The 23,216-nt window shown below is 60.0% G+C and carries 24 protein-coding genes and 2 pseudogenes; 19 read left to right on the forward strand and 7 right to left on the reverse strand.

Going from position 1 to position 23,216, the window contains the following annotated elements:
- The first annotated feature begins 224 nt into the window (after positions 1 to 224).
- From IZV00_RS19615 to IZV00_RS19645, 7 genes are all read left to right on the forward strand, one after another.
- Entirely contained in the window at positions 225 to 512 is a 288-nt protein-coding gene (locus IZV00_RS19615; RefSeq protein WP_048574873.1) for a CopG family ribbon-helix-helix protein, read from the forward strand.
- Positions 470 to 802, forward strand: coding sequence for a type II toxin-antitoxin system RelE/ParE family toxin (locus tag IZV00_RS19620; RefSeq protein ID WP_196227547.1), 333 nt, complete (start codon positions 470 to 472; stop codon positions 800 to 802). The genes IZV00_RS19615 and IZV00_RS19620 overlap by 43 nt, the downstream gene beginning before the upstream one ends.
- Positions 803 to 1,174: 372 nt before the next feature.
- Complete coding sequence (locus tag IZV00_RS19625; RefSeq protein WP_196227548.1) at positions 1,175 to 3,469, forward strand: putative bifunctional diguanylate cyclase/phosphodiesterase; 2,295 nt, start codon at positions 1,175 to 1,177, stop codon at positions 3,467 to 3,469.
- A gap of 213 nt (positions 3,470 to 3,682) precedes the next feature.
- Positions 3,683 to 4,156 (forward strand): hypothetical protein, encoded by a 474-nt coding sequence (locus tag IZV00_RS19630; RefSeq protein ID WP_196227549.1) that lies wholly within the window; start codon positions 3,683 to 3,685, stop codon positions 4,154 to 4,156.
- 5 nt (positions 4,157 to 4,161) lie between these two features.
- The gene (locus tag IZV00_RS19635) at positions 4,162 to 4,452 is read left to right on the forward strand and encodes an excalibur calcium-binding domain-containing protein (RefSeq protein ID WP_196227550.1); all 291 of its coding nucleotides are present in this window, start codon (positions 4,162 to 4,164) and stop codon (positions 4,450 to 4,452) included.
- Positions 4,445 to 4,651 carry a DUF5818 domain-containing protein gene (locus tag IZV00_RS19640; protein ID WP_196227720.1) on the forward strand — a complete coding sequence of 69 codons (207 nt, stop codon included), beginning with the start codon at positions 4,445 to 4,447 and terminating at the stop codon, positions 4,649 to 4,651. The genes IZV00_RS19635 and IZV00_RS19640 overlap by 8 nt, the downstream gene beginning before the upstream one ends.
- Complete coding sequence (locus IZV00_RS19645; protein WP_196227551.1) at positions 4,648 to 4,836, forward strand: DUF6961 family protein; 189 nt, start codon at positions 4,648 to 4,650, stop codon at positions 4,834 to 4,836. Before IZV00_RS19640 ends, IZV00_RS19645 begins: the two co-directional genes overlap by 4 nt.
- Before the next feature lie 727 nt (positions 4,837 to 5,563).
- On the opposite strand, the gene IZV00_RS19650 is transcribed toward IZV00_RS19645, so the two are convergent.
- A complete protein-coding gene (locus IZV00_RS19650) occupies positions 5,564 to 5,740 on the reverse strand; it encodes a hypothetical protein (RefSeq protein ID WP_196227552.1) in 177 nt (58 codons plus the stop codon).
- A 1,203-nt stretch (positions 5,741 to 6,943) separates the two neighbouring features.
- Here IZV00_RS19650 and glmU point away from each other — a divergent pair.
- From glmU to IZV00_RS19695, 9 genes are all read left to right on the forward strand, one after another.
- Positions 6,944 to 8,236 carry a bifunctional UDP-N-acetylglucosamine diphosphorylase/glucosamine-1-phosphate N-acetyltransferase GlmU gene (glmU, locus tag IZV00_RS19655; RefSeq protein WP_329604534.1) on the forward strand — a complete coding sequence of 431 codons (1,293 nt, stop codon included), beginning with the start codon at positions 6,944 to 6,946 and terminating at the stop codon, positions 8,234 to 8,236.
- Positions 8,236 to 9,087: a metallophosphoesterase gene (locus tag IZV00_RS19660; RefSeq protein ID WP_443020088.1), complete on the forward strand. Its 852-nt coding sequence runs from the start codon at positions 8,236 to 8,238 to the stop codon at positions 9,085 to 9,087. The genes glmU and IZV00_RS19660 overlap by 1 nt, the downstream gene beginning before the upstream one ends.
- A 25-nt stretch (positions 9,088 to 9,112) precedes the next feature.
- Positions 9,113 to 10,216, forward strand: coding sequence for a DUF1311 domain-containing protein (locus tag IZV00_RS19665; RefSeq protein ID WP_196227554.1), 1,104 nt, complete (start codon positions 9,113 to 9,115; stop codon positions 10,214 to 10,216).
- Positions 10,217 to 10,835: 619 nt separating this feature from the next.
- Positions 10,836 to 12,023 carry a beta-ketothiolase BktB gene (gene bktB, locus IZV00_RS19670; RefSeq protein WP_196227555.1) on the forward strand — a complete coding sequence of 396 codons (1,188 nt, stop codon included), beginning with the start codon at positions 10,836 to 10,838 and terminating at the stop codon, positions 12,021 to 12,023.
- Between the two features lie 126 nt (positions 12,024 to 12,149).
- Entirely contained in the window at positions 12,150 to 13,085 is a 936-nt protein-coding gene (locus tag IZV00_RS19675; protein ID WP_196227556.1) for a spermidine synthase, read from the forward strand.
- Positions 13,086 to 13,470: 385 nt separating this feature from the next.
- Positions 13,471 to 13,662, forward strand: coding sequence for a hypothetical protein (locus IZV00_RS19680; protein WP_196227557.1), 192 nt, complete (start codon positions 13,471 to 13,473; stop codon positions 13,660 to 13,662).
- Between the two features lie 163 nt (positions 13,663 to 13,825).
- Positions 13,826 to 14,911 carry an NAD(P)H-dependent flavin oxidoreductase gene (locus IZV00_RS19685; protein WP_196227558.1) on the forward strand — a complete coding sequence of 362 codons (1,086 nt, stop codon included), beginning with the start codon at positions 13,826 to 13,828 and terminating at the stop codon, positions 14,909 to 14,911.
- 187 nt (positions 14,912 to 15,098) lie between these two features.
- Positions 15,099 to 15,563, forward strand: a complete 465-nt coding sequence (locus tag IZV00_RS19690; RefSeq protein ID WP_230463502.1) for a MarR family winged helix-turn-helix transcriptional regulator — start codon at positions 15,099 to 15,101, stop codon at positions 15,561 to 15,563.
- Between the two features lie 40 nt (positions 15,564 to 15,603).
- Entirely contained in the window at positions 15,604 to 16,005 is a 402-nt protein-coding gene (locus IZV00_RS19695; RefSeq protein ID WP_196227559.1) for a DUF1398 domain-containing protein, read from the forward strand.
- Between the two features lie 817 nt (positions 16,006 to 16,822).
- Here IZV00_RS19695 and IZV00_RS19700 read toward each other — a convergent pair.
- From IZV00_RS19700 to aqpZ, 4 genes are all read right to left on the reverse strand, one after another.
- Positions 16,823 to 17,083 carry a GlsB/YeaQ/YmgE family stress response membrane protein gene (locus IZV00_RS19700; RefSeq protein WP_196227560.1) on the reverse strand — a complete coding sequence of 87 codons (261 nt, stop codon included), beginning with the start codon at positions 17,081 to 17,083 and terminating at the stop codon, positions 16,823 to 16,825.
- Positions 17,084 to 17,131: 48 nt separating this feature from the next.
- Entirely contained in the window at positions 17,132 to 17,308 is a 177-nt protein-coding gene (locus tag IZV00_RS19705) for a YegP family protein (RefSeq protein WP_196227714.1), read from the reverse strand.
- 129 nt (positions 17,309 to 17,437) lie between these two features.
- A complete protein-coding gene (locus tag IZV00_RS19710) occupies positions 17,438 to 17,761 on the reverse strand; it encodes a hypothetical protein (RefSeq protein ID WP_196227561.1) in 324 nt (107 codons plus the stop codon).
- 76 nt (positions 17,762 to 17,837) lie between these two features.
- A complete protein-coding gene (gene aqpZ / locus IZV00_RS19715) occupies positions 17,838 to 18,563 on the reverse strand; it encodes an aquaporin Z (RefSeq protein WP_196227562.1) in 726 nt (241 codons plus the stop codon).
- A gap of 246 nt (positions 18,564 to 18,809) precedes the next feature.
- Here aqpZ and IZV00_RS19720 point away from each other — a divergent pair.
- Positions 18,810 to 20,443, forward strand: a pseudogene (locus IZV00_RS19720) (nitrite/sulfite reductase).
- Complete coding sequence (locus tag IZV00_RS19725) at positions 20,436 to 20,870, forward strand: DUF934 domain-containing protein (protein WP_196227563.1); 435 nt, start codon at positions 20,436 to 20,438, stop codon at positions 20,868 to 20,870. Before IZV00_RS19720 ends, IZV00_RS19725 begins: the two are co-directional and overlap by 8 nt.
- A 301-nt stretch (positions 20,871 to 21,171) precedes the next feature.
- Here the strand turns inward: IZV00_RS19725 and IZV00_RS19730 are convergent, their stop codons facing one another.
- Positions 21,172 to 21,408 (reverse strand): hypothetical protein, encoded by a 237-nt coding sequence (locus IZV00_RS19730; RefSeq protein WP_196227564.1) that lies wholly within the window; start codon positions 21,406 to 21,408, stop codon positions 21,172 to 21,174.
- A 484-nt stretch (positions 21,409 to 21,892) separates the two neighbouring features.
- Positions 21,893 to 22,156 (reverse strand): DUF7662 domain-containing protein, encoded by a 264-nt coding sequence (locus IZV00_RS19735; protein WP_196227565.1) that lies wholly within the window; start codon positions 22,154 to 22,156, stop codon positions 21,893 to 21,895.
- A gap of 175 nt (positions 22,157 to 22,331) precedes the next feature.
- On the opposite strand from IZV00_RS19735, the pseudogene IZV00_RS21440 reads away from it, so the two are divergent.
- Positions 22,332 to 22,670 (forward strand): annotated as a pseudogene (locus tag IZV00_RS21440) (type II toxin-antitoxin system CcdA family antitoxin); the annotation flags it as partial.
- Between the last annotated feature and the right edge of the window lie 546 nt (positions 22,671 to 23,216).

A 23,216-nucleotide genomic window follows, 5' to 3' on the forward strand; every position in this document is an offset into this window, starting at 1 on the left:
GTGTAGATGCCGGCGCCGGATCACTCTCAATAATGCCATGTCCAACACTCCATGACCCCTCGCTCCCAAAGTCAGGGGTGAGCTCAACATGGGTCATTTCTCAGTGGAAATTGTGTCCTGCCTAGATCACCTCTCAGCGGCAATCAACAGGCTCCCAACCTTGTTGCTGTGCTAGCGTCCGTGTGTTATTATGCACTAATCATGTAACACATGGAGCGAAGCCCATGACAGAAGCGACATTCACCTTTCGGGTTGATGAAGCATTAAAAAGCGAGTTTGCCCAAGCCGCCAAGGCCAAGGATCGCACCGGCGCGCAGCTTCTCCGCGACTTCATGCGCCAGTATGTCGAACGCCAGCAGGAAGTGGCGGCACATGACGCATGGTTCCGGCAAGAGGTTCAAATCGGATTGGACGCGGCAAATGCCGGTCATCTGATCCCCGGTAATGAAGTCGAAGCCGAAGCAGCGGCATGGCGTGCAGCAACCCGGCGCAGGATGGCAGGCGAGGCGTGAGACTGGTTTGGACTGTCCCGGCAAGCCTCGACCGGAAACACATTCGCGAATACATAGCACAGGACAACCCCATCGCTGCAATCGCGCTGGATGACCAGTTTGCCGATAAGGCGCGCCGCCTTGTAGATTACCCCGGCTTAGGAAGGCCGGGGAGGATGCCGGGAACTCGCGAACTGATCGCCCATCATAACTACATACTGGTTTATGATGTGGCCGGAGAAGCCGTGCGAATCTTGCGTGTCCTTCATGCACGGCGACAATGGCCGCCCAGCGTTGCAACCGGGGATTAAGTCAAGGAGCCTGCCAGATGACCGGGCAGACGTTCACCCGCTATGACAGCGCCGACTGTCTGGAGACAGAAAGATGTTGCGGCCTATCTTGAAGCCGTAATGAACGAAGAGCGGTAATCGGCCGCCGACTATGACGGTCGGACGGGCGAGGCGGTCCGGTGGGCGCGTGTCGAGATCGGCCAGATGCTTACAAGCAGAAGGATGTGTTCTGCGGCTACGACGCTGCCCTTTTCAAGCAATCGCAATTAACCGCGTCCCGAGTCCGACACTTGGCCGGGTCAGGCTCGTGGGAAGGCTCGAGCGAATCGTTAATGATTTTCCCTTAGCGGAGGAGGCGGAGCGGACGGGTCGGGGTGGAAAAAAGCGCTAAAAATGGGTCGGAATTCTGGACAATTGGTCAGCTGGCTGCTTGGCTCGCCACTCGATCCTCCCCCTCCGCTTGCCGCCGAGCTGAAGAACGGCCTGTTCACCTCCGTGCCCATATTCATGGGCGGGGTATTCAACACGCTGTTGGTCGCGGCCATCGCAGCCTGGCGCCATCCCACCCCGGTTTTCACGGGCTGGGTCCTTTTCGAAGCCGTTCTGGGCGTGATGCGCCTGACCTGTCTGGTGCGGGGCCGGAAGGCGATTCAGGCGGAACGGAAGCCGCCGCGTCATGCTGCGGCGCTGCTTTCCTGCGCCTGGTCCGCATCCGTGGGCGTTGGCACCTTCCTTTGCCTCCTGAATGGCGACTGGATACTTGCAACGATTGCGTGCCTGTCCGCGGCGGCGATGATCTGCGGGATATGCCTGAGGAACTTCGGCACGCCCAGGCTGGCTGTCTTGATGGTCTGCGCGACGGTAGCCCCCTGCGCGATCGCGGGGTTGCTCGTGTCCGAACCGGTCCTGACGGTCATCAGCCTTCAGCTTCCGGTCTTTACATGGACCATCTTTATCGCGTCGTTCGGCCTTCACAAGATGCTCGTGTCCCGGATGGTCGCCTTGAGCGAACTCGAGCGCAGCCAGTCGCTCAATCGCACCATTCTGCAATCGAGTCCCGAGCCTACCTTTCTCCTTGATGAGGCGCATCGACTGATCTTTTCCAACCCGCCGGGCCGGGAGTTGTTTGGAGAGGATGTGGCCTATGGCGAGCCATGGTTGTTCATGCTTCCCGCAGGCGACCGGGCGCGGGCTGAGGCGGTGCTTGAGCGGGCCCGGTCCGATCCTGCCAATCTGGTTGTCGAGTTGACCCGTCCTTCCGGTTCGAGCGCCTGGTTTGATATTGTCATCAACCGGACCGCAGCCGCATTGAAAGGCTTTGTCGTCGTCGCGCGCGATATCAGCGACCAGAAGGTGTCGGAGGAACGGGCGATCTGGATGGCCCGGCATGACGCGCTGACGGGACTGCCAAACCGCACCATATTGCAGGACCGGCTGGACAAAATTCTCGATCGTGGCGAGGCATCGGCCGGCGCAGCGTTGCTGATCGTCGATGTCGATAATTTCAAGACCATCAACGACAGCTTCGGACATGATTGCGGCGACGCGTTGCTGTGCACGGTAGCGCAGAGATTGCGCGCGACCCTCCGCGCAGACGATCTGGTGGCAAGAACGGGCGGCGACGAATTCACGCTTGTCATCGCCGCCGCCTGCGAAGCGGACGTGATGGAGACTGCCCGGCGGATTTACGGGCAGCTGGAGGCGCCGATGCGCCATCGAGGACTGCTGGTCGAATGCGGTGTAAGCATCGGGGCGAGCCTTGTCCCGCGCGATGGACGGAAACGTTCCGACATATTGAAGGCTGCGGACGTCGCCCTGTACGCGGCCAAGACGGACGGCCGCGGCCAGATCAAGATCTTTTCGCCTGCGATGCTGATTGAAGCGGAAAAGCCCAGGGCGATGATCGCATCTGCCCGGGACGCGCTGCAGCGCGACGCGGTCCTTCCCTATTATCAACCCAAGGTGTCGCTGTACGACGGCAGGACCGTGGGCTTTGAAGCCTTGCTCCGCTGGCGGGACAAGGCAGGAACGATACGAAGCGCCGAGGCGCTTGTGGCCGCATTTGAGGATCCGACCCTGGGCGCCATGTTGAGCGATCGCATGCTGGCGCGAATTCTGGACGATATTGAACGGTGGGCGGGGGCAGGCGTGCCCTTTGGCCATGTGGCGTTCAACGTGAGCGGCATCGACCTGCGCCGACCGGCCTTTGCAGAGACGATACGCGCTCATTTGGTGTCTAGAAGCCTCCCGCCGCAATGTCTGCAGATTGAGGTCACCGAGCAGGTCTTTCTGGGCCGTGGTTCGGACCAGGTGCAAGAGGCGCTGCAGCGACTGAGCGACTGCGGGATACGGATTGCGCTCGATGACTTCGGGACTGGCTATGGCTCGCTGTCGTGCCTCAATCGCTTTCCTGTCGACGCCCTCAAGGTCGATCGCTCGTTCGTCCGGCAGGTCGGTCGCGGGAGGGATGCGGAGGTCATTGCCTCGGCGATCATCGGCATGGGCCGCTCGCTCGGCCTCGAAATCGTTGCCGAAGGCATCGAAACCGCTGCCCAGGAAGCCTATCTGATGAATGCAGGATGCGACCTGGGACAAGGGTTTCTCTATTCGCCGGCCATCCCCGCTGACGGCGTGCCCGCCATCCTTGCGCATCAGGGCCAGGGTCTGCGGCAGGCGCTGCGAGCATAGGTGGGCGGGGCACTTTACGGCCTGTCGTGACCGGATCCAAAAGCAGGTACGAAGGCGGTGCGCGGCAGGGGAATGCTGCTCTGCGGACGGACTGCTCCGCTCCTATCGCTTGAGCCATCCTGCTCATTTCGCAAACAGGGGTCCCATCTTCAATATTTTGTTACGGTTCGCATTTACCTCATTCATCGATATCATTCGCGAGGGACATGGAGGATGATTTTGAAGCTTGCCGCGTTCACGCTTGGGTTGACGGTTGCGACAGGCGCCGCTGCCGCTCCGCTCCATCTCGTTTGCCTGGGCAATGGCTCGGCCAACAGGATCACCAGCAGTTCCGGTTCCGCTTGGGCCAGCAACGGCGCATCGGCCTGGGGGCAGGTGATCGGCACCCGCGACGTTCCTTTTGACGATCAGGTCAATATCGAGCTGGCGGACGACGGGACAGGTCAGATAAGGATGCCTCGCGCCATGTTGCCGAAAATCCGCGGGGGAAAAGACGGCTGGTTCGAGATCAGGGATGTCGTCAAGGGCCAGGATGAAATAACCGGCACCGTGCAGGTCAATGTTTTCAACTCCCCCAAGCTGCGGATCGACCGCATTCGCGGCCATGTCAGCCTCAGCGGAAAATCCGGCGATTATGCAGGGATCTGCCAGCCTTTTGATCCCGCCACGGTCCAGCGGGCATTCTGATCGTCATGCGGACCAGCCTCATCCTCGCGAACCTGATTGCCTTGCCTGCATCGTTGGTCTCGGCCCATCCGGGTGGATTGAACGCGCAGGGTTGCCATAATGACCGCAGAACCGGCGGCTATCACTGCCATCGCGGAGAATCCGTAGCGACCCGCCGCCAGGCTCTGGCCGGTGGTGGAGGGGCATTTCCCAACTGTGCCTCAGCGCGCGCTGCTGGCGCGGCCCCTGTCGGGGCTGGCGATCCGGGTTATGGACGCCACCTGGACCGCGACGGTGACGGCATAGGATGTGAATGATGCATCGGCCCATGCGATAGACCTTGTTGGCATTTTGCTGGAAAATGGAACCTTTCCCATTTTGCGCATGCCCGATGGTGGCGAGTGGCGGCTGGAAATCCGGAGGCGATACAGGCATCTGCTGGGTATGCGGGTGAAAGTGACGGGCACGAGAAACGGATTCGACATTCTGGCGGTCGACCGTATCGAACGGGCATGACACGCGATCAGGAGCTCTGGGGGATGGCGGCCACGCTGCTTCGTCACCATGGCGACAAGGCCCCATTGCGGGTCGCTGAGCGTATCGGGGCCCTGGCGATGCAGGGGGAGATGGGCGGCGTGGAACTTTGGCGCGAAGTCGCCCGCCGGATGCTCGCCTTGACAGCCCAGGCCGGCAAGGCTTGAGGCTCGTTCGTCGCGCTGGCCCGGCTTGTGCATGATGCATGTCCTGCTGCGTTCATGCGCAGGCCGAAACAGGCGTGGCAATTGGTCGTCATCATCTCAGTCTCTGCCGATGGCGCAGGAATAAAGACCGGGAAGAGAGAATGTCCGTTCCCTTGCTATCATATGATAATTTTCTACGCGGCAGTCATGAATAACAGCGATCTAAAAGCGATAATTCGTGCGCTTGTAGGCGTGATCGAGCATAATGATGGACAGCGAAGGGCTTTCATCGCCGGATTTGTCTGCGCAGATCTTCCTCTCCATTCATCGGAGCGGGCCCCAAGCAATTTTCGTCTCGGACGGCGGACAAGGGAAGCGCTCAAATGAAGCAAATATATTCCTGATCGGACATCCGTCCGCGGTGCCGCGTAGAGCATGCGTTGAATCAGGCGCAGGACGCACGCTCTAATTCTTGGTTGTCGCATCGCTTCTGCGCAAAAGCGGGTTCCCACTTCTGCGCGCGATGCGCTGGGGCAAAAGCTAATCCGACGCGATCGGATCGCAACCCATCCCTGCTCCAGGCACCAGGGGCAGGCAAAGCCGGCAGATTTGATCAGCAAGATGCCGGCCTTGAACTTGAGCCGCGATGCGAGCGCATATTTGGGCTGACTTCATGCTTCCGCCTTGTGCGGTTCATGAGGACAAGCCGTGGTTCTTGTGACCAGGAATAGCGGGATGGTTCCCATTTTCAGCGGGCAGCAGGGTGCCAGCCAGGTCTCAGCGTCTCTTCCACCTCCTCCAGAATCGAGAACAATTCAAGCGCTCCCACGTCATCGTGCCGGGACAAGGCGAGGGCGATCAGCTGCTCCACATAGGGCGGAGCGTGCGCTCCATATTGTCTGACCAGCTCTTTTGCATTCAACATGAGACGCCTTGGCTGATAAATGGTGAAGAACCATAAGCAGTCGGAGCAATCATATCCTGTTGTAAAGGATTGAAAGATGATCCTATCCTCTATTTCATAGCATTCATATACGAATCGGAAAAGAGGCGCGGATGGCTGACGTCGATTGGGAAGTCACAGAAAGCGGATCGATTGTGGCGGAGGCTGTGAGCCGCTCATTTGTCGCCCCCGCATCATCGCTGGTCGCCATAAGGATCGAGATTTCAGATACTGAAGGAGGCTCTGGCCGCGCGCATCAGTTTTTCGTGACATCTGATCTGGCCAGGTTGGTCGGCCGCCGATTGATGAAGGCCGCCGATGCCGTGGATCAGTATCGCAGCTGGGAACGCCGATGGCGCCCATCGCGCCTGAAGCTGGGTTGGACCTCCCGTCATCGTGTAAGCATGAGGGGCCCGCGGCGAAATTATATGGTTGCAGCTGAATGAGAGATGGGCTGCGGCGCTGAGGCTTTTTGAACAGTCGATTTGACCGTCGTTGGACCTTGCGGCCGTCATTGGTGAATCGATCACTGTCCCCCTTTGTTGCGGCTGTCCCAAGCACAACGGCCCATTTGGGCAATTGACGGCTCGTCCGCCGAGAGCGCAAAAAAATGGCCTGGCCAAAAGCCATTCTGATCTTCTGCTGCTTTCCTTCTCATTGGAAATGAGCCTGACGCCCCGCAAATTTGCGGAACGTGATTGCCTTCTCTCATCGCTCGCGGCCGGCTTGCCCCGAGGGAGCGAGTGCATTGCTGATCCTGTGGCTCGTGGGCCAGCGGGGAGATCTGCCGGGCCGATGCCCGCGCCCCGGCAATCGGTCTATGCGCCATGGCCTATGCTGACTCCTGATGGTGACGGCCTACCCTCCAGTGGGGGAGCGGTGGCGGTCGCTCCTGACGGTGAGTGACCATGGAGGCGCGTTCGATGCGGTGAGTTCCGGCTTTGCCGAACCTTGCGTGCCTGCAGTCTGTTCAAACATTCGCTGGGCAATCGCGCTTCATCGCAAAATTGGAATCCTGAGCTCGTACCCCCGTAGGAGATTTCCGCCGCGTCTGCGGTGGCAATGGCAAGTCAAACATGGCACAGACGCTCCGATTCCTGGTCCCTTTCCAAAAGGATGCGATCAATCGTGACCCTCATTCGCCCACTTGCCGTCATCATTCTTGCCGCAGGGCAGGGCACGCGCATGAAGTCGGCCCGGCACAAGGTGCTGCACACTGTCGCCGGCCGTCCCATGCTGCTGCATCTGCTTGCCAGCGTCGGGGAGCTCCAGCCTGAGCGGCGGATCGTCGTGGTCGGCGCGGGACGCGAGCAGGTCCAAAGAGCGATAGCCGAGACGGACGCGAGAATCGTGGTTCAGGAAGAGCAGTTTGGGACCGGTCACGCGGTAGCGCAGGCGCGGGATGCGCTTGGCGGCTTTGCGGGCGACATTCTCATTCTCTATGGTGATGTTCCGCTGGTTCGGCCGGAGACGCTGGCGGCCATGCTCGAGCGCCTCAACCGGGAGGACCAGCCGCGAGCGGTTGTGCTCGGTTTCCGGCCAGCGGATGCTGCGGCCTATGGACGGATCATAGCCGATGGTGATGGCGTCATTGAAAAAATGGTGGAATATAAGGACGCCGATGCTGCCGAACGCGCGGTGACGCTTTGCAATTCGGGGTTGATGGCCGTTCGGTCGGCCGACCTGTTTGGGCTGCTCGACAGGATCGGTAATGATAATGCTGCGGGCGAATATTATCTCCCCGACATCGTCATGCTGCCTGGCGCGCCAAGTGCCGTGATCGAGGCGGAGGCCTGGGAAGTCGCTGGCGTTAACAGCCGGGTGGAACTGGCCGGGGTCGAGGCTTTGTGGCAGGACCGCCGCCGTGCTGAAGCCATGCGGGACGGGGCTACGCTGATCGCGCCCGAAACAATATTCTTCAGCTACGACACAGTGCTCGGCCGGGATGTCGTGGTGGAACCGAACGTGGTTTTCGGACCTGGGGTCACGATTGCGGAGGACGTGACCATCCATGCTTTCTCGCACATCGAAGGCGCCACCATCGGCAAGGGCGCACAGGTCGGCCCCTATGCCCGGCTAAGACCCGGCGCGGCGATCGGCAGCAAGGCCAAGGTCGGCAATTTCGTCGAGATCAAGCAGGCTGGGCTCGGCGAAGGCGCCAAGGTAAACCACCTGTCCTATATCGGGGACACGCAGATAGGCGAGGGCGCCAATGTCGGTGCAGGCACCATAACCTGCAATTATGATGGCTTCCGCAAACACCGGACCGAAATTGGCGCGGGCGCCTTCATCGGGTCTAACAGCGCCCTGGTGGCGCCGGTGCGTATCGGAAATGGAGCCATCGTCGCGGCGGGGAGCGTCGTGACGCAGGATGTGGCCGCCGATGCCCTTTGCCTCGTCCGTCCACTTCAGGAAGAAAAGCCGGGCTGGGCTGAACAATTCCGGGAAAAGTCGCAGGCGCGAAAAGCGGCCGGATAATGGCACAGCCCTTCAGCTGGCGCTTGATGGGGGCGCTGTTGCTGCTCTTCGCCATGATGGGAGGGGTGATCCTTCGGCTGGTCGGCAACGCCCGGGCGATGCCGGTCGTCCGTCATCTGGAGATCGCCCTGCCCTTTCCGAAGGACGCGCATCGTCAGCCGATAACGCTCGCGCTCATGACCGATACGCATGTGGGGCCTGAAAATAGTCCCGAGCGCATGGCGCGCATCGTGGATCAGGTGAATGCGCTCAAGCCCGATCTCGTCGTGCTTGGTGGTGATTATATAGCGGACGCGAAGGGCGGCGGCGCCTATGGGCCCGCTGCAAGCATCGCGCCATTTGCCCGTTTGCGGGCAAGGCTGGGGGTGGTGGCGGTATTGGGCAATCACGACAGCCCGAGCCATTCGCGCATTGACCGGCGTCAATGGCATGACCTGTTCGCCGCGATCGGCATCCGTCTGCTTGACAATCAGGCCGTGCGCCGCGGTCCGCTCGCACTAGGAGGGCTGCGCGATATTTATACCGGCAGACCGGATATCCCCGGCACGCTCGAGCAGATGCAGGCCCTGGGCGGGGTTCGCGTCGTTTTGTCGCACGGGCCAGATGTTTTTCCCCAGCTGCCGGATCAGCCCATGCTTGCCCTGGTTGGACACACGCATTGCGGGCAGGTCGCCTTCCCATTCCTCGGCATCGTCAACGTGCCGTCCCGGTACGGTACGCGCTATGCCTGCGGCATCTATCGTGAGGGCGCCCGGACCATGGTGGTGTCGGGCGGGGTTGGCACCAGCCGTTTGCCCATCAGGATGCTGGCGCCGCCGGACCTTTGGCTGATCACCATTCATCCGCAGTGAGCGCTGGCCGGGGCCATCCCGCACCATGCCCGACAGGCTGATCGATCCCCTCAGACGCCACATCGGAGGACAGGCCGCTGGGGGGTACGGATCCCTTCTGCGCCGGCTATCGCTGGACCGTCAAATCCAGCACGGGACTGAGCATCGAACCGATCTACATAATTTCATAACCGTCACGAGATTAGGCAGGGGCGTCTTCAAAAAAACGGGGGTAATGATGGTTCGTTCGGTTGTTGGGCTTTTGCTTGCCAGCGCATGCTTGGCCGGCTGCGGTAATGTGGGAAGCCCATTCGGCGAAAAACTGAGCTGTTCATCGGCAGCAGGGCAGGACACTACCATCTCGATCATCAAGGACGAGGTCGAGAAGACCATCTTTGCTGGTAGCCAGGAAGCCTATGGTGCGGTTATCTCGAAGTCGAAAATCCGCGCGGCGCTCGACCAGATCAAATTCCTGATCGAGGATGTACGGACCTCGAAGGAAGATCCGAACAGCACGAAGAAATTCTGCACGGGGAAGCTGAAGATCGTCTTCCCCGACGCGATGATCACGGACGCCGACAAAACCCGCGAATTGCAGGGGGTCAACAAGGTGTCCGAGCTTGCGGACAACAGCGGCGCCGAGCGCGAGGCCAATGCATTCACGATGGACATCGATTTCAATGTCCAGCCGACGGACGATGGCGAGAAAGTCTATTCCGAACTGGAGAATGCCGATGCGGCGCCGACGTTCGTGAGCGCAATCCTGGGCGGCCACCTTGGCTACAAGATGGTGCAGCAATCGCACCAGCAAGAGCAACAGCAGACGCAACTGGCCGAGCAGCAGGAACAGGCGGCGCTTACCGAGCAGAAGCAGGCCACTTTGGGCGAGGCGAAGGCAGAGTTCGACCTCTCGACCCAGACGATCAACGCCATCTGGGGCTCCATCCCGTCCGACCAGCGTGACCAGATCCTCTCTCTCCAGCGCGCGTGGATCAAGAAGAAAACGGCCGATTGCAAGGTTGAGGCAGCGCAGGCATCACTCGATCCAGCTGAGCGGGAGTCCACTCGTCTCCGCTGCGAGGCGCGGATGAACAACGAACGTTCGGGCCAGCTTCGGCGTTTCACCTACGGTAACGACACTGGCTATTAAGAAAGGGGCTCCGCGCCCTTGATTTCTCGAGCCAGGCCAACGAACCGGGTAATCCGCAGACAATAGGGCGCCTCGAGGCCAGGCGCCGCCGCCCAGGCAGTGCCTGGCCAACGGTCGTCGGATCTAATCCATTGAGTGGAAAGGCGTCCGCCCAAATGGTCGAGGACTGGCGTCCATCGCCGGAGGGGTTCCAGGTGTTGCGCCCCTCAGGGTCGTTCGAAGCTGGAGCGTAGACACGCCGCGCCTTCAACGCTGGGTTACATGCAGAGCACCCTGCGGCAGCTCTGCGTTATTGGGGCTACTTGCGCCATCGCCTCGCACCGCTGGGCAGCCCCGTCATGCTGCAGCAGCACGTTGATCGTTGGTCCGTCGGCGGCAAATGCCGCCAAGCCTGAAACGACCAGCTCCATTTCGATCATTGTTCGCTCGCGTAAGCGGGAGCGGCTGGGAGCACACCATCCAGGCTCTGCTGGCGGCTCCCGTGCGATGGCTGTCATGCCTATACACATGCCTTGTGAAATGCTAAGGATTAAACATGATGTTTTAGACATCATTCTTGGCATGACTTATTGCGGCGCTGCTTCGGCGCGGCGCTGGCAAATCGGGAAGGGGCGGGATTTTGCAGGACATCGTCATTCTATCTGGAGCACGCACCGCGATCGGCGATTTTGGCGGAAGCCTCAAAGGCGTCGCTCCTGCGGAACTGGGACGTATTGTCATAGATGCGGCGATCAGGCGTGCGGCCATTCAGCCTCATGATGTTCAGCACGTCGTGCTTGGTCAGGTCATTCAAAGTGAACCTGCCGACATGTATGTCTCGCGGGTGGCCGCCATGGCAGCGGGCATCCCGGACCGGACGCCGGCTCTCACACTCAATCGCCTGTGCGGATCGAGCGTACAGGCCGTTATTTCAGCCGCGCAGATGATCGCTCTTTCGGAGTGCGAGATTGTCGTTGCCGGTGGCGTGGAGAGCATGAGCCAGTCGCCTCATGTCGTCAAAGGCCTGCGCTGGGGGCGGCGCATGGGCGATGAAGCGATGGTCGACGCGATGACGGCGGCACTGACCGATCCTTTCGGCGCGGGGCATATGGGGGTTACTGCCGAGAATATCGCGGAGAGATATGATATCACACGCGAGATGCAGGACGCGTTGGCGATTGAGAGCCATCGGCGCGCGGCGCGGGCGCAGAGCGAAGGCCGGTTCGAGAGCCAGATCGTGCCGGTTGAGATCAAGGGACGCGGAACCGTCAAATCGTTCAGCCGCGACGAGCATGTTCGTGCCGAGGTAAGCGCTGCCGATCTTGCCGCCCTGGCCCCTGTTTTCCGCAAGGACCGGGGGACCGTGACGGCGGGAAATGCCAGCGGTCTGAATGACGGCGGCGCGGCGCTCGTGTTGGCATCCGGGGCGGAAGCCCGGCGTCGCGGCCTCACGCCCATGGCGCGCATCGTCGGCTGGGGACATGCCGGTGTCGCGCCAGAGGTCATGGGACTTGGGCCGGTTGAGGCCGTGCCGATCGCGCTGCGCCGCGCTGGATTGACGCTCGCTGACATCGATGTGATCGAAGCCAATGAAGCCTTCGCGGCCCAGGCCTGCGCCGTGGCCAAGCTGCTCGATTTTCCGCCCGACAAGGTCAATCCCAACGGCAGTGGTATCGGCCTTGGACACCCGATCGGCGCGACCGGAGCGATCATCACCATCAAGGCGATGTATGAGTTGGAGCGAGTAGCGGGCCGCTATGGGCTGATCACGATGTGCATCGGCGGTGGCCAGGGGATAGCCCTGGTTATCGAGCGCGTCGGGAACTGAGTTCTTCAGCCGTGACAACGCTGGCGACCGGGTCGGTCGCATATCCCCGTACGGCTGGCAATGGCCTGCGCCTGCGCTACGTGAACGTCGGTCCTTTGCCGTGGACCAGCCGCTGCGAGCGATGGCGTGCCTGACCATTCCGATCAGGAATTCGATTGGGATCGGCTGGGCGTCTACAGCGACGATGTCGTGCGCGTCCTCGACCTTTTCGCTGATTCCCATGACAGCGGCGCGCAAGGTGACTATGCGCCTTATTCAGCACCCGACAGTGACGAATGTGGACAGTTCCCTCCGCCGATCAACATTGCGCTGGCGGCGCCGATCGGAGCCGACGGGCCGCTGGTCTTCGACCTTGGGGATATGCGGACCTTGTTGTTCAATTCCGTCATTATCCAGAGCGGGATGCGGATCAGCGATCCGGTTCGGCTGATCTTCGACTATACGCAGATGATGATGGCATTTCTCCTCTTCCATGAGGCACCTGGCGCGATCGAGATGATCGGCCTTGGTGGCGGATCCCTTGCAAAATACTGCTACCATTATCTGCCCGACAGCCGGATTGTTGCCGTCGAGATCGATCCTGACGTGATTGGTCTGAGGGCCCGCTTCGGGATTCCTGACGACGATCACCGGTTTAGCATATATTGTGCCGATGGCGCCGATCATGTCCAGATTGACCGGTCGCGGCCCGACGTCATTCTCGTCGATGGTTTCGATGGGGACGGCCAGTCGCCACAGCTTTGTTCCGAGCGCTTCTACAACGACTGCTACAATCGGTTGAAACCGGGCGGCCTGCTCGTGGTCAATCTTTGCGGGGACCGGGAGGCTGATTATATTGGTCCGATAGCCCGCATTCGGCGAAGCTTTGGAGAGAATGTCCTTGCGGTGCCAACCGAATGCGGTGCAAACAAGGCCGTCTTCGCCCGAAAGGTCGCGGGATTTGTGTCATCGCCCGATGAGCTTGGGATAACCGCGTCCCGCCTGGCGCCGCGTCATTCCGTCCCGTTCGAAGCGCTGGCGGAGCGCATCGTCGGCGAGATGAGCGCGATCCGTCCTGGATAATGGAAGGGGCTGACGGCTGCGGCATTTTTCCAGGTCTAGACTGACCCACGACGTCGCGTGTAGTCTGCCGTGTCCGCGCTTCGCTGTACCGGCGACGCCTGGGAAAAGGGCTGGAGCTTCCATCGTAGCTCCGCCGACATCCCGGCAGCAACAAAGGTCGAATGCGCCATGGCGCAATGACTGCCCCGCGCTTCATCTGACCGTCCGCGGCGAATGCCCAGTGCGGTGATCGATTCTGGTAAATAGTCTAGGTCGCCCGTGGCTTGCGAGGTAAATGAACAAATCATATAAGCGCCGGAATAATGGGGTATCGCCAGAGCTACGGTGTGATTGGCCAACCAGCGCGCAAACATGTGCCGGAATCCGTCCTGGAACAAGCGTAACGATGCATAGAAGCACTGGACCTTTCGCCGATGCCGTCCTGTTCAGCCTGAAAGATGGGCTGATATGGGCGCACCTGCCCACCCACCCAGCGCCAATCGTCCTGGGAAATAGCGAGACAGTGATCTACATGATGCGCGACTTCCTGGCTCAGTGCGAGCTTGCAGAACGGCTGGGCGATCCGAACTGCCGATAGCGAAGCCGGGTGTGCCCGACGTTTGCGGTCAGCTTTGTGCCGCTTTCAAGGTTTTTGGCGTCCCGTTCGTCGATCCCGGGCTGGTGGCTGGGTCAGGAGCAGGATCCATCAGCCCGTTTGCAGGACGTCCGATCTTTTCCTGGCGTGAAGGAGCACGGTAGATATGACCCATTGGCCCGATAATCGGATCACCAAATTGTTCGGCATCGACGTTCCGATCATTCTGGCGCCAATGGCCGGGCCGGTAATGGCCGACATGGTGATCGCCGTTTCGCAGCAAGGTGGGCTGGGTTCGCTTCCATGCGCGCTGCTGGACAGCGGGCAGGTGGATGTTGAGCTGGCCAGGATTCGCGCCGCGACTTCCAAGCCGGTCAATCTCAACTTTTTTTGCCATGCTCCCGCAGCCCTTGATCCGGCGCGCGAGGCGGCATGGCGGGATCGGCTGAGGCCTTATTATCTGGCGCTCGGCCTCGATCCCGACATTGAGGTCAAACCATCGCATCGTGCAGCCTTTGACGAAAAGGGTTGCGAGATGGTGGAGAAATGGCGCCCGCAGGTGGTCAGCTTCCATTTCGGTCTGCCAGCGGCGTCGATGCTCGAACGCGTGCGCGCGACGGGCGCAAAGATCATTTCATCGGCGACAACCGTTCGGGAGGCGGAATGGCTTGAGGCGCAGGGATGCGACGCGATCATCGCCCAAGGCTCGGAGGCGGGCGGGCATCGCGGCATGTTCCTGACGGATGATGTCTCCAGCCAGATCGGCACCATGGCCCTCGTACCGCAGATAGCGGACGCGGTGTCCGTGCCGGTCATTGCAGCGGGCGGTATCGCTGACGCGCGTGGAATTGTGGCCGCCGCGGCGCTGGGAGCGTCGGCGGTTCAGATCGGGACGGCTTTTCTCCGCACTCCCGAAGCGAAACTGTCGCCTGTGCATCTCGAGCGGCTATGCAGCGCACAGGCTGACGAGACCGCGATCACTAACCTGTTCACTGGCCGCCCGGCTCGAGGGATCATCAATCGCCTGATGCGTGAACAAAGCCCGATGGTCAACGACGTGCCCGCCTTTCCCCTGGCGGGTGGCGCGCTCGCACCCCTGCGTGCAGCCTCGGAGCCTTCTGGATCCCCCGATTTCATGGCGCTTTGGGCTGGCGAAGCCTTTCGCATGGCCCGGCCGCTTCCCGCTGCTCAATTGACGCAGGCGCTATGGACCGAAACGCTCGATCACCTTGGCCGAATGCGTCGTCGTTGAGTCCGCGCATGCTACCGACCCTCGTCAGAATGTCAGCGCGCGGCCTTCCAGAAATCGATAACCTCGAGACTATGCGCGGGCTACGTTCCAGGCCTGAGGGTAGCGGAACAGGGGTGGCGCCCGAAAGTATCGGCTCTAAAATATTGTTGACTAGGAAACATGATTGTGGTTGTTTCCTAGTCAACAAATGGAGCGATTCATGCCTTCGGTCTCCGAATTACCTGATCATACCGGGTTCTGGATGCGCATGGTGTCCAACGCCGTTTCGCAAGGGTTCGCCCGCAAGGTCGAGACCGAAGGCGTCACGGTGGCGGAATGGTCTTTCATGCGGGCGCTTTACGAGAGAGATCCTACGCCCCCATCGGTTCTGGCCGACAGGATGGTCATGACGAAGGGGGCGATCAGCAAGCTTGCAGATAGGTTGCTGGCAAAAGGACTGATCGAGCGGACGGAAAGCCCACACGATAAGCGCGCTCACAGCCTCTCCCTGACAAGAGAGGGACGAGCCAAGATTCCTGTTCTGGCATCGTTTGCCGATGAAAACGACGCCGAATTCTTCGGCGTCCTGACAGAGGATGAGCACGAAACGCTCGGCCAAATATTGCGAACTCTCGCCGAACGGCGCGGTCTCACGGCAACCCCGGTGGACTGACCTCCGGCCGTATTCAACATGACCCGGAAAGGAATCCGCCATGGACGCGGAACGAACGTCTATTGCCGCAACCTGTCTGCAGGCTGCTCACGACGGAAGCCTGAGCTTTCCAGAGATCGTCGGCAAACTGCTTGCAGCCGGCTTCGAGGGGTACGCCATCGACTATCGCCGCAACAGGCAGACATTCTATCTGCCTGACGGAGATAGTCTGGAGCTCGACATTTCGCCCTCCGACAACCCGGTCGCCGCTGCTTTCGATGCCAGCGAGGTGGAGCGCCTGGTGCGATGGGCGCAGGCAAACCCTGCCGACTACAATTATGTCGCCTTCTGCGAAAAGGTGAAGGCGGCCGGCTGTGCGGGATACCTCGTCTCTTTCCTGGGTCGGCGCGTCGTCTATTTCGGGCGCACCGCAGAGACCCATGTCGAACACTTTCGGAAGTGACGAGGGCTGTCACGAATCCGGCAGGAGGGGCGAAGGCGCCGCGGGTCAGGGCAAGGGCAGGCTCAAGCGAGACTTGATCTAGACCGCGTTGCGAAGAGCGTTCACGATCTGCGAATACCTATCACAGAAAAATGCTTCTACGAATATCGTTCACCGTCGCGGTATGAGGCAGGTCCGGTGAATGATGACAGAGCAGAGGTCGCCGACCTGTGTCAGAACGTGAAGCGCCGGCAGATATTGGGTTTGGGGAGATCAGTATCGATGGTGTGCTCGCAAGAGACCTTGAGCCATGGAAGTCGCGCGTGCGGCCCGGATGTGTAAATGGCGAGCGATCCCACCAAGCCCCTGCTGAGGCTGACACCAGACCAGCCGAGACAACGCCCCGCGGGCCAGGCAAAATTTCCCCTGGCCACCTGAGCCTTTCCCCCGGGATCGCCAGCAAGCTACATTCGGGCCGAAATTCGCCTCCTTGCCCAGGCATTGCCAGCACGATCCGGCTCCCTGCAGCCCGATCGATGAAGCCGTGCCATTCGGCCTGGCGGCCACGATCGCTATGCCTGGAATCGTGGGTCTCTATACACAGGTTGCGCAGCGCCGATCATCGAAAGATATGCCAGCGCTCCCCGTGCCGGGGTGCGGGAATGGGTGCCTTGGGTAGCGATCCGTAAGGGCTGGCCATCGCTGAACCTGAAAACTTGCAAGCACCGATGAAGGAATGGCGCCTCCCCAATGGGTTGCCGCTGAGGCAAGCAGCGATCCATGTTTCAGCCAGTACGGCGGTTGCCCCGACGCGTGCTGCTCAAGTCTGAAGGGGTTATCACACTTTACCGCGTTGAATCAGGTTCACGATGCCGAGTAGGACAATGGCGCCGACCACGGCAATGACAAGGCCCGTGATCGAGAACTCTTTGACCGTCCCGGAGATGCCGATAACGCCGGCGATCAGGTTGCCGATGACAGATCCGACACAACCGACGACGATGTTCCAGAAAATGCCCATCGAGGCGTCGCGGTTCATGATCATGCTGGCAAGCCAGCCGGCAATGCCGCCCACGATCAGTGCAATGACCCAACCCATGATGTTCCTCCTGCTGACGTCCCCGATGGGGGAGAGACAAGGCTCGATTTATTCGGCTTCTCGAATTTCTGCGGCGGGGCCGTTTTTCAGGATCGATTCAATGGCATTCCTGGCGGAAGCTTTCGAAGAATATCCTTCGGTCCAGAATATGGATTCATTATTATATTTGAAATATGCAACGAACTCGCCAGACTTGTTCTTCTTTATTTCAAAATAGTGAGCCAAAATTGCCTCCATTCTATGGTTTGTCCGTCTCACGGCCCATTCAGATCAGGACGATACTGATTATGCGCCCCCTATCTTTCGCTGCCCGCATGCGGCATGGCGGATGACGCCGTCTGGTCTGGGGATGGCCTATTTTTGACCAAAGAGTTTTCCTGCCATTCCCGCCAGGTCGCCAAGCGGATTGCCGTCGCCATCAGCATCGAGCATGCTTGCGAAATTTCCAAGCGAACCCTCACCGCCAATGGCGCTGACGATTTGACCAAGAACCGCGCTGTTCACGCCCGTGCTTGCCGAGGCAAGTTCCACCGTGTCCCCCTGCATGGGATGCGCCTTGGCCAGGGCCAGAATGGCTGTTTCCGCCATTTTGGGATCGATCCCAAGCGAGTTGGCGAGGTTCGCAATATCGCCGGGTGAACCGGCAATGGTCTTCATTATACTGTCTATCAGGCTCATCTGGACACTCCTTTGCATTGTTTCGCATGGGCTCTGTCATCCCAGGCCGAGAGGCAGATCGTCTGTGCCCTTGTGCTCAATGATCTGCGCTGTCGCCACCGATGTTCGCCAGGGATTCTTCGGGTGCAAGAAGCAGGCGCCAGATCAGGGCGCCGATGATCCCGCCGGCCAGTGGCGCAAGCCAGAACAGCCAGAGCTGACCGAGCGCGTCTGTCTGGGCAAAGAGCGCTACGCCTGTGGAGCGGGCGGGATTGACTGAAGTGTTTGTGACCGGAATCGAGACCAGGTGGATGAGAGTGAGCGCCAGGCCGATGGCCAGGGGCGCGAAACCTCCGGGAACGGCCCGCGACGTGGATCCGAGGATGACGATCAGAAACCCCGCCGTCAGAATGATTTCGGTGAGCACAGCTGCCTGCAGCGAGTATCCGCCGGGAGACAGGTCGCCAAAGCCGTTCGACGCGAACGCGCCAGCCTCGAAGTTCGCCTTGCCCGACGCGATGGCATAGATCGCCGCACCTGCGGCCACTGCGCCAATGACCTGAGAGATCCAATATGGGATCAGATCCTTCCACGCGAAGCGGCCGGCGGCCGCAAGGCCAAGGGATACCGCCGGGTTGAAATGCCCACCTGAGATCCCGCCGACCGCATAGGCCATGGTGAGAACCGTAAGGCCAAATGCCAGCGCGACCCCTGCAAAGCCGATGCCAAGGTCGGGATAGGCCGCTGCCAGCACCGCAGAACCGCAGCCGCCGAATACCAGCCAGAATGTGCCGAAAAACTCTGCACTCAGCTTCCGTATCATGACACCTCCTCCGATTGTATTTTAAACCCAGGTTAATCGCTTGGCCGGCTGGTGCAATGCCTTTTGTTTCAGTTACGAAATGTGCGCCGTTTCAGCACGGAAGACGGAATGTTGATTGCCCAGGGATCCCTGGGCGACAGGGAGTATACAATAAAGAAAGTTATAGATAACCGCATTAATATTCATTTTCTTATCGGACATTGATGAGGCCATGTTGTTGTCTGATCCAGACGCAAGGCCGATTTGATGTACAAATATGATGACTATGACCAGGCCATGGTTGATGCCCGTGTCGAGGAGTTTCGCGACCAGACCCGCCGCCGGATCGAGGGCCATCTGAGCGAGGACCAGTTCAAACCGCTCCGGCTCAAGAACGGCCTGTACCTCCAGCTCCACGCATACATGCTGCGGGTCGCGGTTCCTTACGGGACGCTCAATTCCAGGCAGATGCGCAAGCTGGCGCACATCGCGCGTACTTATGACCGAGGATATGGGCATTTCACAACGCGGCAGAACATCCAGTATAACTGGATAAAGCTCGCAGAGGCGCCCGATATCCTCGCGGAACTGGCGACGGTCGAAATGCACGCGATCCAGACCAGCGGCGAGAGCATTCGCAATCTGTCGGCCGACCATTATGCTGGCGCTGCTCCCGACGAAATCTGCGATCCGCGCCCATGGGCTGAACTGATCCGCCAGGCGACCACCTTTCATCCGGAATTCAGCTATTTGCCGCGCAAGTTCAAGATCGCGGTGATCGCAGCAAAGGAGGATCGCGCGGCCTTGCGCTGGCACGACTGCGCCCTGCGCATCGTCGAGAATGAGAAGGGCGAGCGAGGCTTCGAGGTCTATGCCGGCGGCGGCATGGGCCGCACACCCTTTATTGCCTTTCTCATTCGCCCCTTTTGCCCGGCTGGCCAGATCTTCTCCTATATCCAGTCGATCCTGCGCGTGTGGAATCGCCATGCGCGGCGCGACAACATCCACAAGCAGCGCATGAAAATTCTCGTGCATGAACTCGGCGAGGATGAGTTTCGCCGCCAGGTTGAGGCCGAGTTCGAGCATTTCCTGACGCTGGGCCGGGATTTCCCGCAGGCCGAATATGACCGTATCGCCGCACATTTCGAACCGCCGCCGTTCGAGACGGGTCTCGCCGAAGCGATCGATCGCTCCGATCCGGATTTCGCTTTGTGGGGCGATCGGCAGGTGGAGGCCCATAAGGCGCCCGGTTATGCGATCGTCAATATCAGCCTGAAGCCTGTCGGCGGGATCGCCGGCGACATCTCGGCGGAGCAGATGGAGGTGGTGGCCGATCTTGCCGAGCGCTACAGCTTCGATGATCTGCGCTCTACCCATGTCCAGAATCTCGTGCTGCCCATGTGCGCAGGCAGGATCTTCACGCCGTCTGGAAAGCGCTCGACGCGGCAGGATTGGCGGGCATCAATCTCGACCTCGTCACGGACATCATCGCTTGTCCTGGCCTTGATTATTGCACTTTGGCCAATGCGCGATCGATCCCCGTCGCGCAGCAGATTGCGGATCGCTTTGCCGAGCTGGACCGGCAGCTGGATCTGGGCGAACTCAAGATCAAGATCTCGGGCTGCATCAACGCCTGCGGCCATCACCATGCGGCGCATATCGGCATATTGGGCGTCGATCGCAAAGGGACCGAACATTATCAGCTGCTCCTGGGCGGGTCGGGGGCGCAAGATGCCTCCCAGGCCAGGATTACGGGTCCGGGTTTCGACGAAACCGGCATTGTCGATGCGGTCGAGCGTACCATCGAGCGCTACCGTCAGATCCGCGAGCCGGGCGAACGCTTTCTTGATTGCTACCGCCGGGTAGGAATGGACCCGTTCAAGGAGGCGATCTATGGGTGATCTCTTGCGTTTTCGCGACGATCCGGCTCCAGATAAGCCCGGCGTCACCCTGGATGCGTTTCTCGATCAGAAGGATGCGACCTCGGTTCTTCTCGAGGCAGGCGACGACGTCCGGATGCTGTTGCCGGTGCTGGATCGCGTGCGTCTTGTGGAGATCGATTTCCCACGCTTCCGCGATGGCCGCGGATTCTCGAGCGCATGCATCCTGCGGGAGGCGGGCTATACCGGCGAGATCAGGGCGGTCGGCGACGTATTGGTCGATCTGCTGTTTTTCATGCGTCGCTGCGGGTTCGACGGTTTCGAGCCTGACAATCCCTTCGATCCGGTTGCTGTCGAGGCGGCGCTGAGTCGCTATCCCGGGGCTTATCAGTCCGCGACCGACGATCTGACGCCGATTTGGGCATTGCGGCAGTCTGCAACCGCTTAGCCGGCGGTCCCCATGAAACGGCGGCGATCGCTATTTGGCCGTTTTCGGCACGCGGATCCAGGAGGCATCAGCGCGCTCGCATCTAAGAGAGGTGGCGGGCGGAAAAAGATCACCGAGCGACCACTGCTACGGCTGATCGATATTCAGGCGCCATTCGTTTTGGGCCGGCCATGGCGCTGGATGCGAATGTTCCGACCAAAGACCCATATCTTGAACCTGCTGCACAGGCACTCCGATGGACAGCCGCTCCCGACGCCGCCTCTAACGGCACCGCAGGCGTTGAGGCGGGTCATTGGCCCGATCACGCATCCTGTCGGCACAGTAGCTTGACCCGGTCAATCATTTTAGACGCTCCGGAAATGTCAAATACCGAATGAACTTGTTGGCCGCGATAGGTAGAGACTGTTGCAAGGAGCTCCTTGCCGCCGTTCAGGAGGGCTCCAAACTCATTGACGGCGGACATGCCCAGGGTGAAGGCGGAATGCTTGCCATAATACCACCTAAGCGTTTCCGCCGGTTCTCCATCGATCTGGAACATTATTTCCCCTTTCCGCGTCCTTGAAGGCTGCTGGGAGCACTGAGAAATTTATCGGTTATAAGCCTGAAGCGGACTGGCGCGCTACCGCGGTTCGAATCCGAGCAAGCGAAAGATAGGATCGCGTTCCCGTCCTTCGAATAGACGGTCCCTTCCGATTTGCGTTTGTCAGTCATGACGGCCGCATTCTCTGAGACCTTCCACGCGCCTATCGCTTCAGATGACGTTACTGCGGCCATGAGAAGAAGAGACGCAAACATCATTTAGCCTGCCTTATTGAAAACATGTTGTCCGCCGCGCCAGGGATTTGACAGGTGAGTGCGATAGCGGCTGCTGGAAAAGAAGAGGAGGTCGTCGCGACCGCGCATGATATCGCCAATACCCGATTTCTTCAATTCAACACCCTTCTTGGAACCATTGTTGTCCTTGAAACGCGGGGCCGCAACGCGAACCGGCGAGACAGTATCAAGCGGAAGCCCCTGTACTATCACTTTGGTCGCTTCTTGAAATAGACGCGCTCCGCATGCGGTTCGGCGATTACGTCGAACCCTGCATCGACCCACGCCCGCTGATGCGGAGCCAGACGGCCGGAGGCGCCGTCGACCTGCCACCAGCCCGGCTTTGCCGCAGCGTTGGGCAGCAGCGCGTTGATGATGCCTTCGATCTGCGCGAAGGTCAGTTCGACGCCTTCCGCGTCGTACCGGATATTCCAGCGTTTGAGGAAAGCGCCCAAGCTGTCATATTTGCCCATTGCGCTATTTCAGGACTTCATGTCCCATTCGTCAAGGTTCTGAAAAGGATTCGATCCCGGATGTTCGATGCCAGGCCGCAGGCTGATGGCCCTTCACGGGCATAGATATGCGCGTGAAGGGGGCTGCGACGGGTAGTAGGAACGTGAATCTGCAGGGCAGACTCGCAAGCCAACCAATGTGCCGCTCGATATATCGCTGGTCGCCGAAGCGAAGCGGCTGGGTACCAATATCTCGCGTGCGCATGAGGCTGGGCTGATAGTCAGGAAGCGGGAGCGCATATGGAAGACGGAAAATGCCTCTGCGTTGGAAAGCTCCAACAGCTACGTCGAACAGGATGGGCTGCAGCTAAGCCAGGAGCCGTCAATTCCGACGGCGAAAGTCGACATGTACCGTCGAAAGAATGGCGGTCCTTTCGTTCTCGCTTGTCTGGCGAATTTGCTCGGCGCTCTCAACGATCGTCTCGTCGCCCCCTTGCTGCTGATGGACCGAGCCCCGAGCCTGCAGCGCGGTTGACCCGATATTGGAGGTCGATGGAGCGCGGCTGGTGATGGTTACGCAGTTCGCCGCGAGCCTCTCGGCCCGTGGTTGAAGCCGGTCCGTGCCTGTAATGGGCCGTGTTTCGTCGCGGCACCCGGTCGCAATCCCGGCGCCAAGTGCCGCTGAAAGCAGCCGGCGCCGGGATTCCCCGTGCCGTCGGGGGGACCGGAGCCGGCACGGGACCCAATCACGAAGGGGGCCTATGGGGTAGGCGGATCGGGTCGATCTATTCTAGCCGCGAGTTCCGGACATGTCGAAGAATTTGTCGCATGGGTCCAAGCATTCAGTCATCCAATGCTTCGAAAGCGCCGACACGGCCTGCGAACAATCGATCTGATTGTTGCGGATGCCTCACTGTTTCGCGTGGGACGAGGATGTCCTGCCAACGTCCATACGGCCGAATGAGCGATGTTCCTCGCTCTCCCGGACTCATATGCGTTGCTGAATTATGTCTGATTTGTAGCAAAAACGTCATTTCCTTGTGGATTTGGCCGCCTCGGCCAAAATGTTCGTGGCGCCTTT

The organism is Sphingobium sp. Cam5-1 (assembly GCF_015693305.1).
Taxonomy (GTDB): Bacteria; Pseudomonadota; Alphaproteobacteria; order Sphingomonadales; family Sphingomonadaceae; genus Sphingobium.

Bases quoted from the DNA above. Each gene is read 5' to 3' on its own strand.
- IZV00_RS19615 (WP_048574873.1), top strand. From the start codon at position 225: ATGACAGAAGCGACATTCACCTTTCGGGTTGATGAAGCATTAAAAAGC.
- IZV00_RS19620 (WP_196227547.1), top strand. From the start codon at position 470: ATGGCGTGCAGCAACCCGGCGCAGGATGGCAGGCGAGGCGTGAGACTG.
- IZV00_RS19625 (WP_196227548.1), top strand. From the start codon at position 1,175: ATGGGTCGGAATTCTGGACAATTGGTCAGCTGGCTGCTTGGCTCGCCA.
- IZV00_RS19630 (WP_196227549.1), top strand. From the start codon at position 3,683: ATGATTTTGAAGCTTGCCGCGTTCACGCTTGGGTTGACGGTTGCGACA.
- IZV00_RS19635 (WP_196227550.1), top strand. From the start codon at position 4,162: ATGCGGACCAGCCTCATCCTCGCGAACCTGATTGCCTTGCCTGCATCG.
- IZV00_RS19645 (WP_196227551.1), top strand. From the start codon at position 4,648: ATGACACGCGATCAGGAGCTCTGGGGGATGGCGGCCACGCTGCTTCGT.
- IZV00_RS19650 (WP_196227552.1), bottom strand. From the start codon at position 5,740: ATGTTGAATGCAAAAGAGCTGGTCAGACAATATGGAGCGCACGCTCCG.
- glmU (WP_329604534.1), top strand. From the start codon at position 6,944: ATGAAGTCGGCCCGGCACAAGGTGCTGCACACTGTCGCCGGCCGTCCC.
- IZV00_RS19660 (WP_443020088.1), top strand. From the start codon at position 8,236: ATGGCACAGCCCTTCAGCTGGCGCTTGATGGGGGCGCTGTTGCTGCTC.
- IZV00_RS19665 (WP_196227554.1), top strand. From the start codon at position 9,113: ATGCCCGACAGGCTGATCGATCCCCTCAGACGCCACATCGGAGGACAG.
- IZV00_RS19680 (WP_196227557.1), top strand. From the start codon at position 13,471: ATGCATAGAAGCACTGGACCTTTCGCCGATGCCGTCCTGTTCAGCCTG.
- IZV00_RS19685 (WP_196227558.1), top strand. From the start codon at position 13,826: ATGACCCATTGGCCCGATAATCGGATCACCAAATTGTTCGGCATCGAC.
- IZV00_RS19690 (WP_230463502.1), top strand. From the start codon at position 15,099: ATGGAGCGATTCATGCCTTCGGTCTCCGAATTACCTGATCATACCGGG.
- IZV00_RS19695 (WP_196227559.1), top strand. From the start codon at position 15,604: ATGGACGCGGAACGAACGTCTATTGCCGCAACCTGTCTGCAGGCTGCT.
- IZV00_RS19700 (WP_196227560.1), bottom strand. From the start codon at position 17,083: ATGGGTTGGGTCATTGCACTGATCGTGGGCGGCATTGCCGGCTGGCTT.
- IZV00_RS19710 (WP_196227561.1), bottom strand. From the start codon at position 17,761: ATGAGCCTGATAGACAGTATAATGAAGACCATTGCCGGTTCACCCGGC.
- aqpZ (WP_196227562.1), bottom strand. From the start codon at position 18,563: ATGATACGGAAGCTGAGTGCAGAGTTTTTCGGCACATTCTGGCTGGTA.
- IZV00_RS19725 (WP_196227563.1), top strand. From the start codon at position 20,436: ATGGGTGATCTCTTGCGTTTTCGCGACGATCCGGCTCCAGATAAGCCC.
- IZV00_RS19730 (WP_196227564.1), bottom strand. From the start codon at position 21,408: ATGTTCCAGATCGATGGAGAACCGGCGGAAACGCTTAGGTGGTATTAT.
- IZV00_RS19735 (WP_196227565.1), bottom strand. From the start codon at position 22,156: ATGGGCAAATATGACAGCTTGGGCGCTTTCCTCAAACGCTGGAATATC.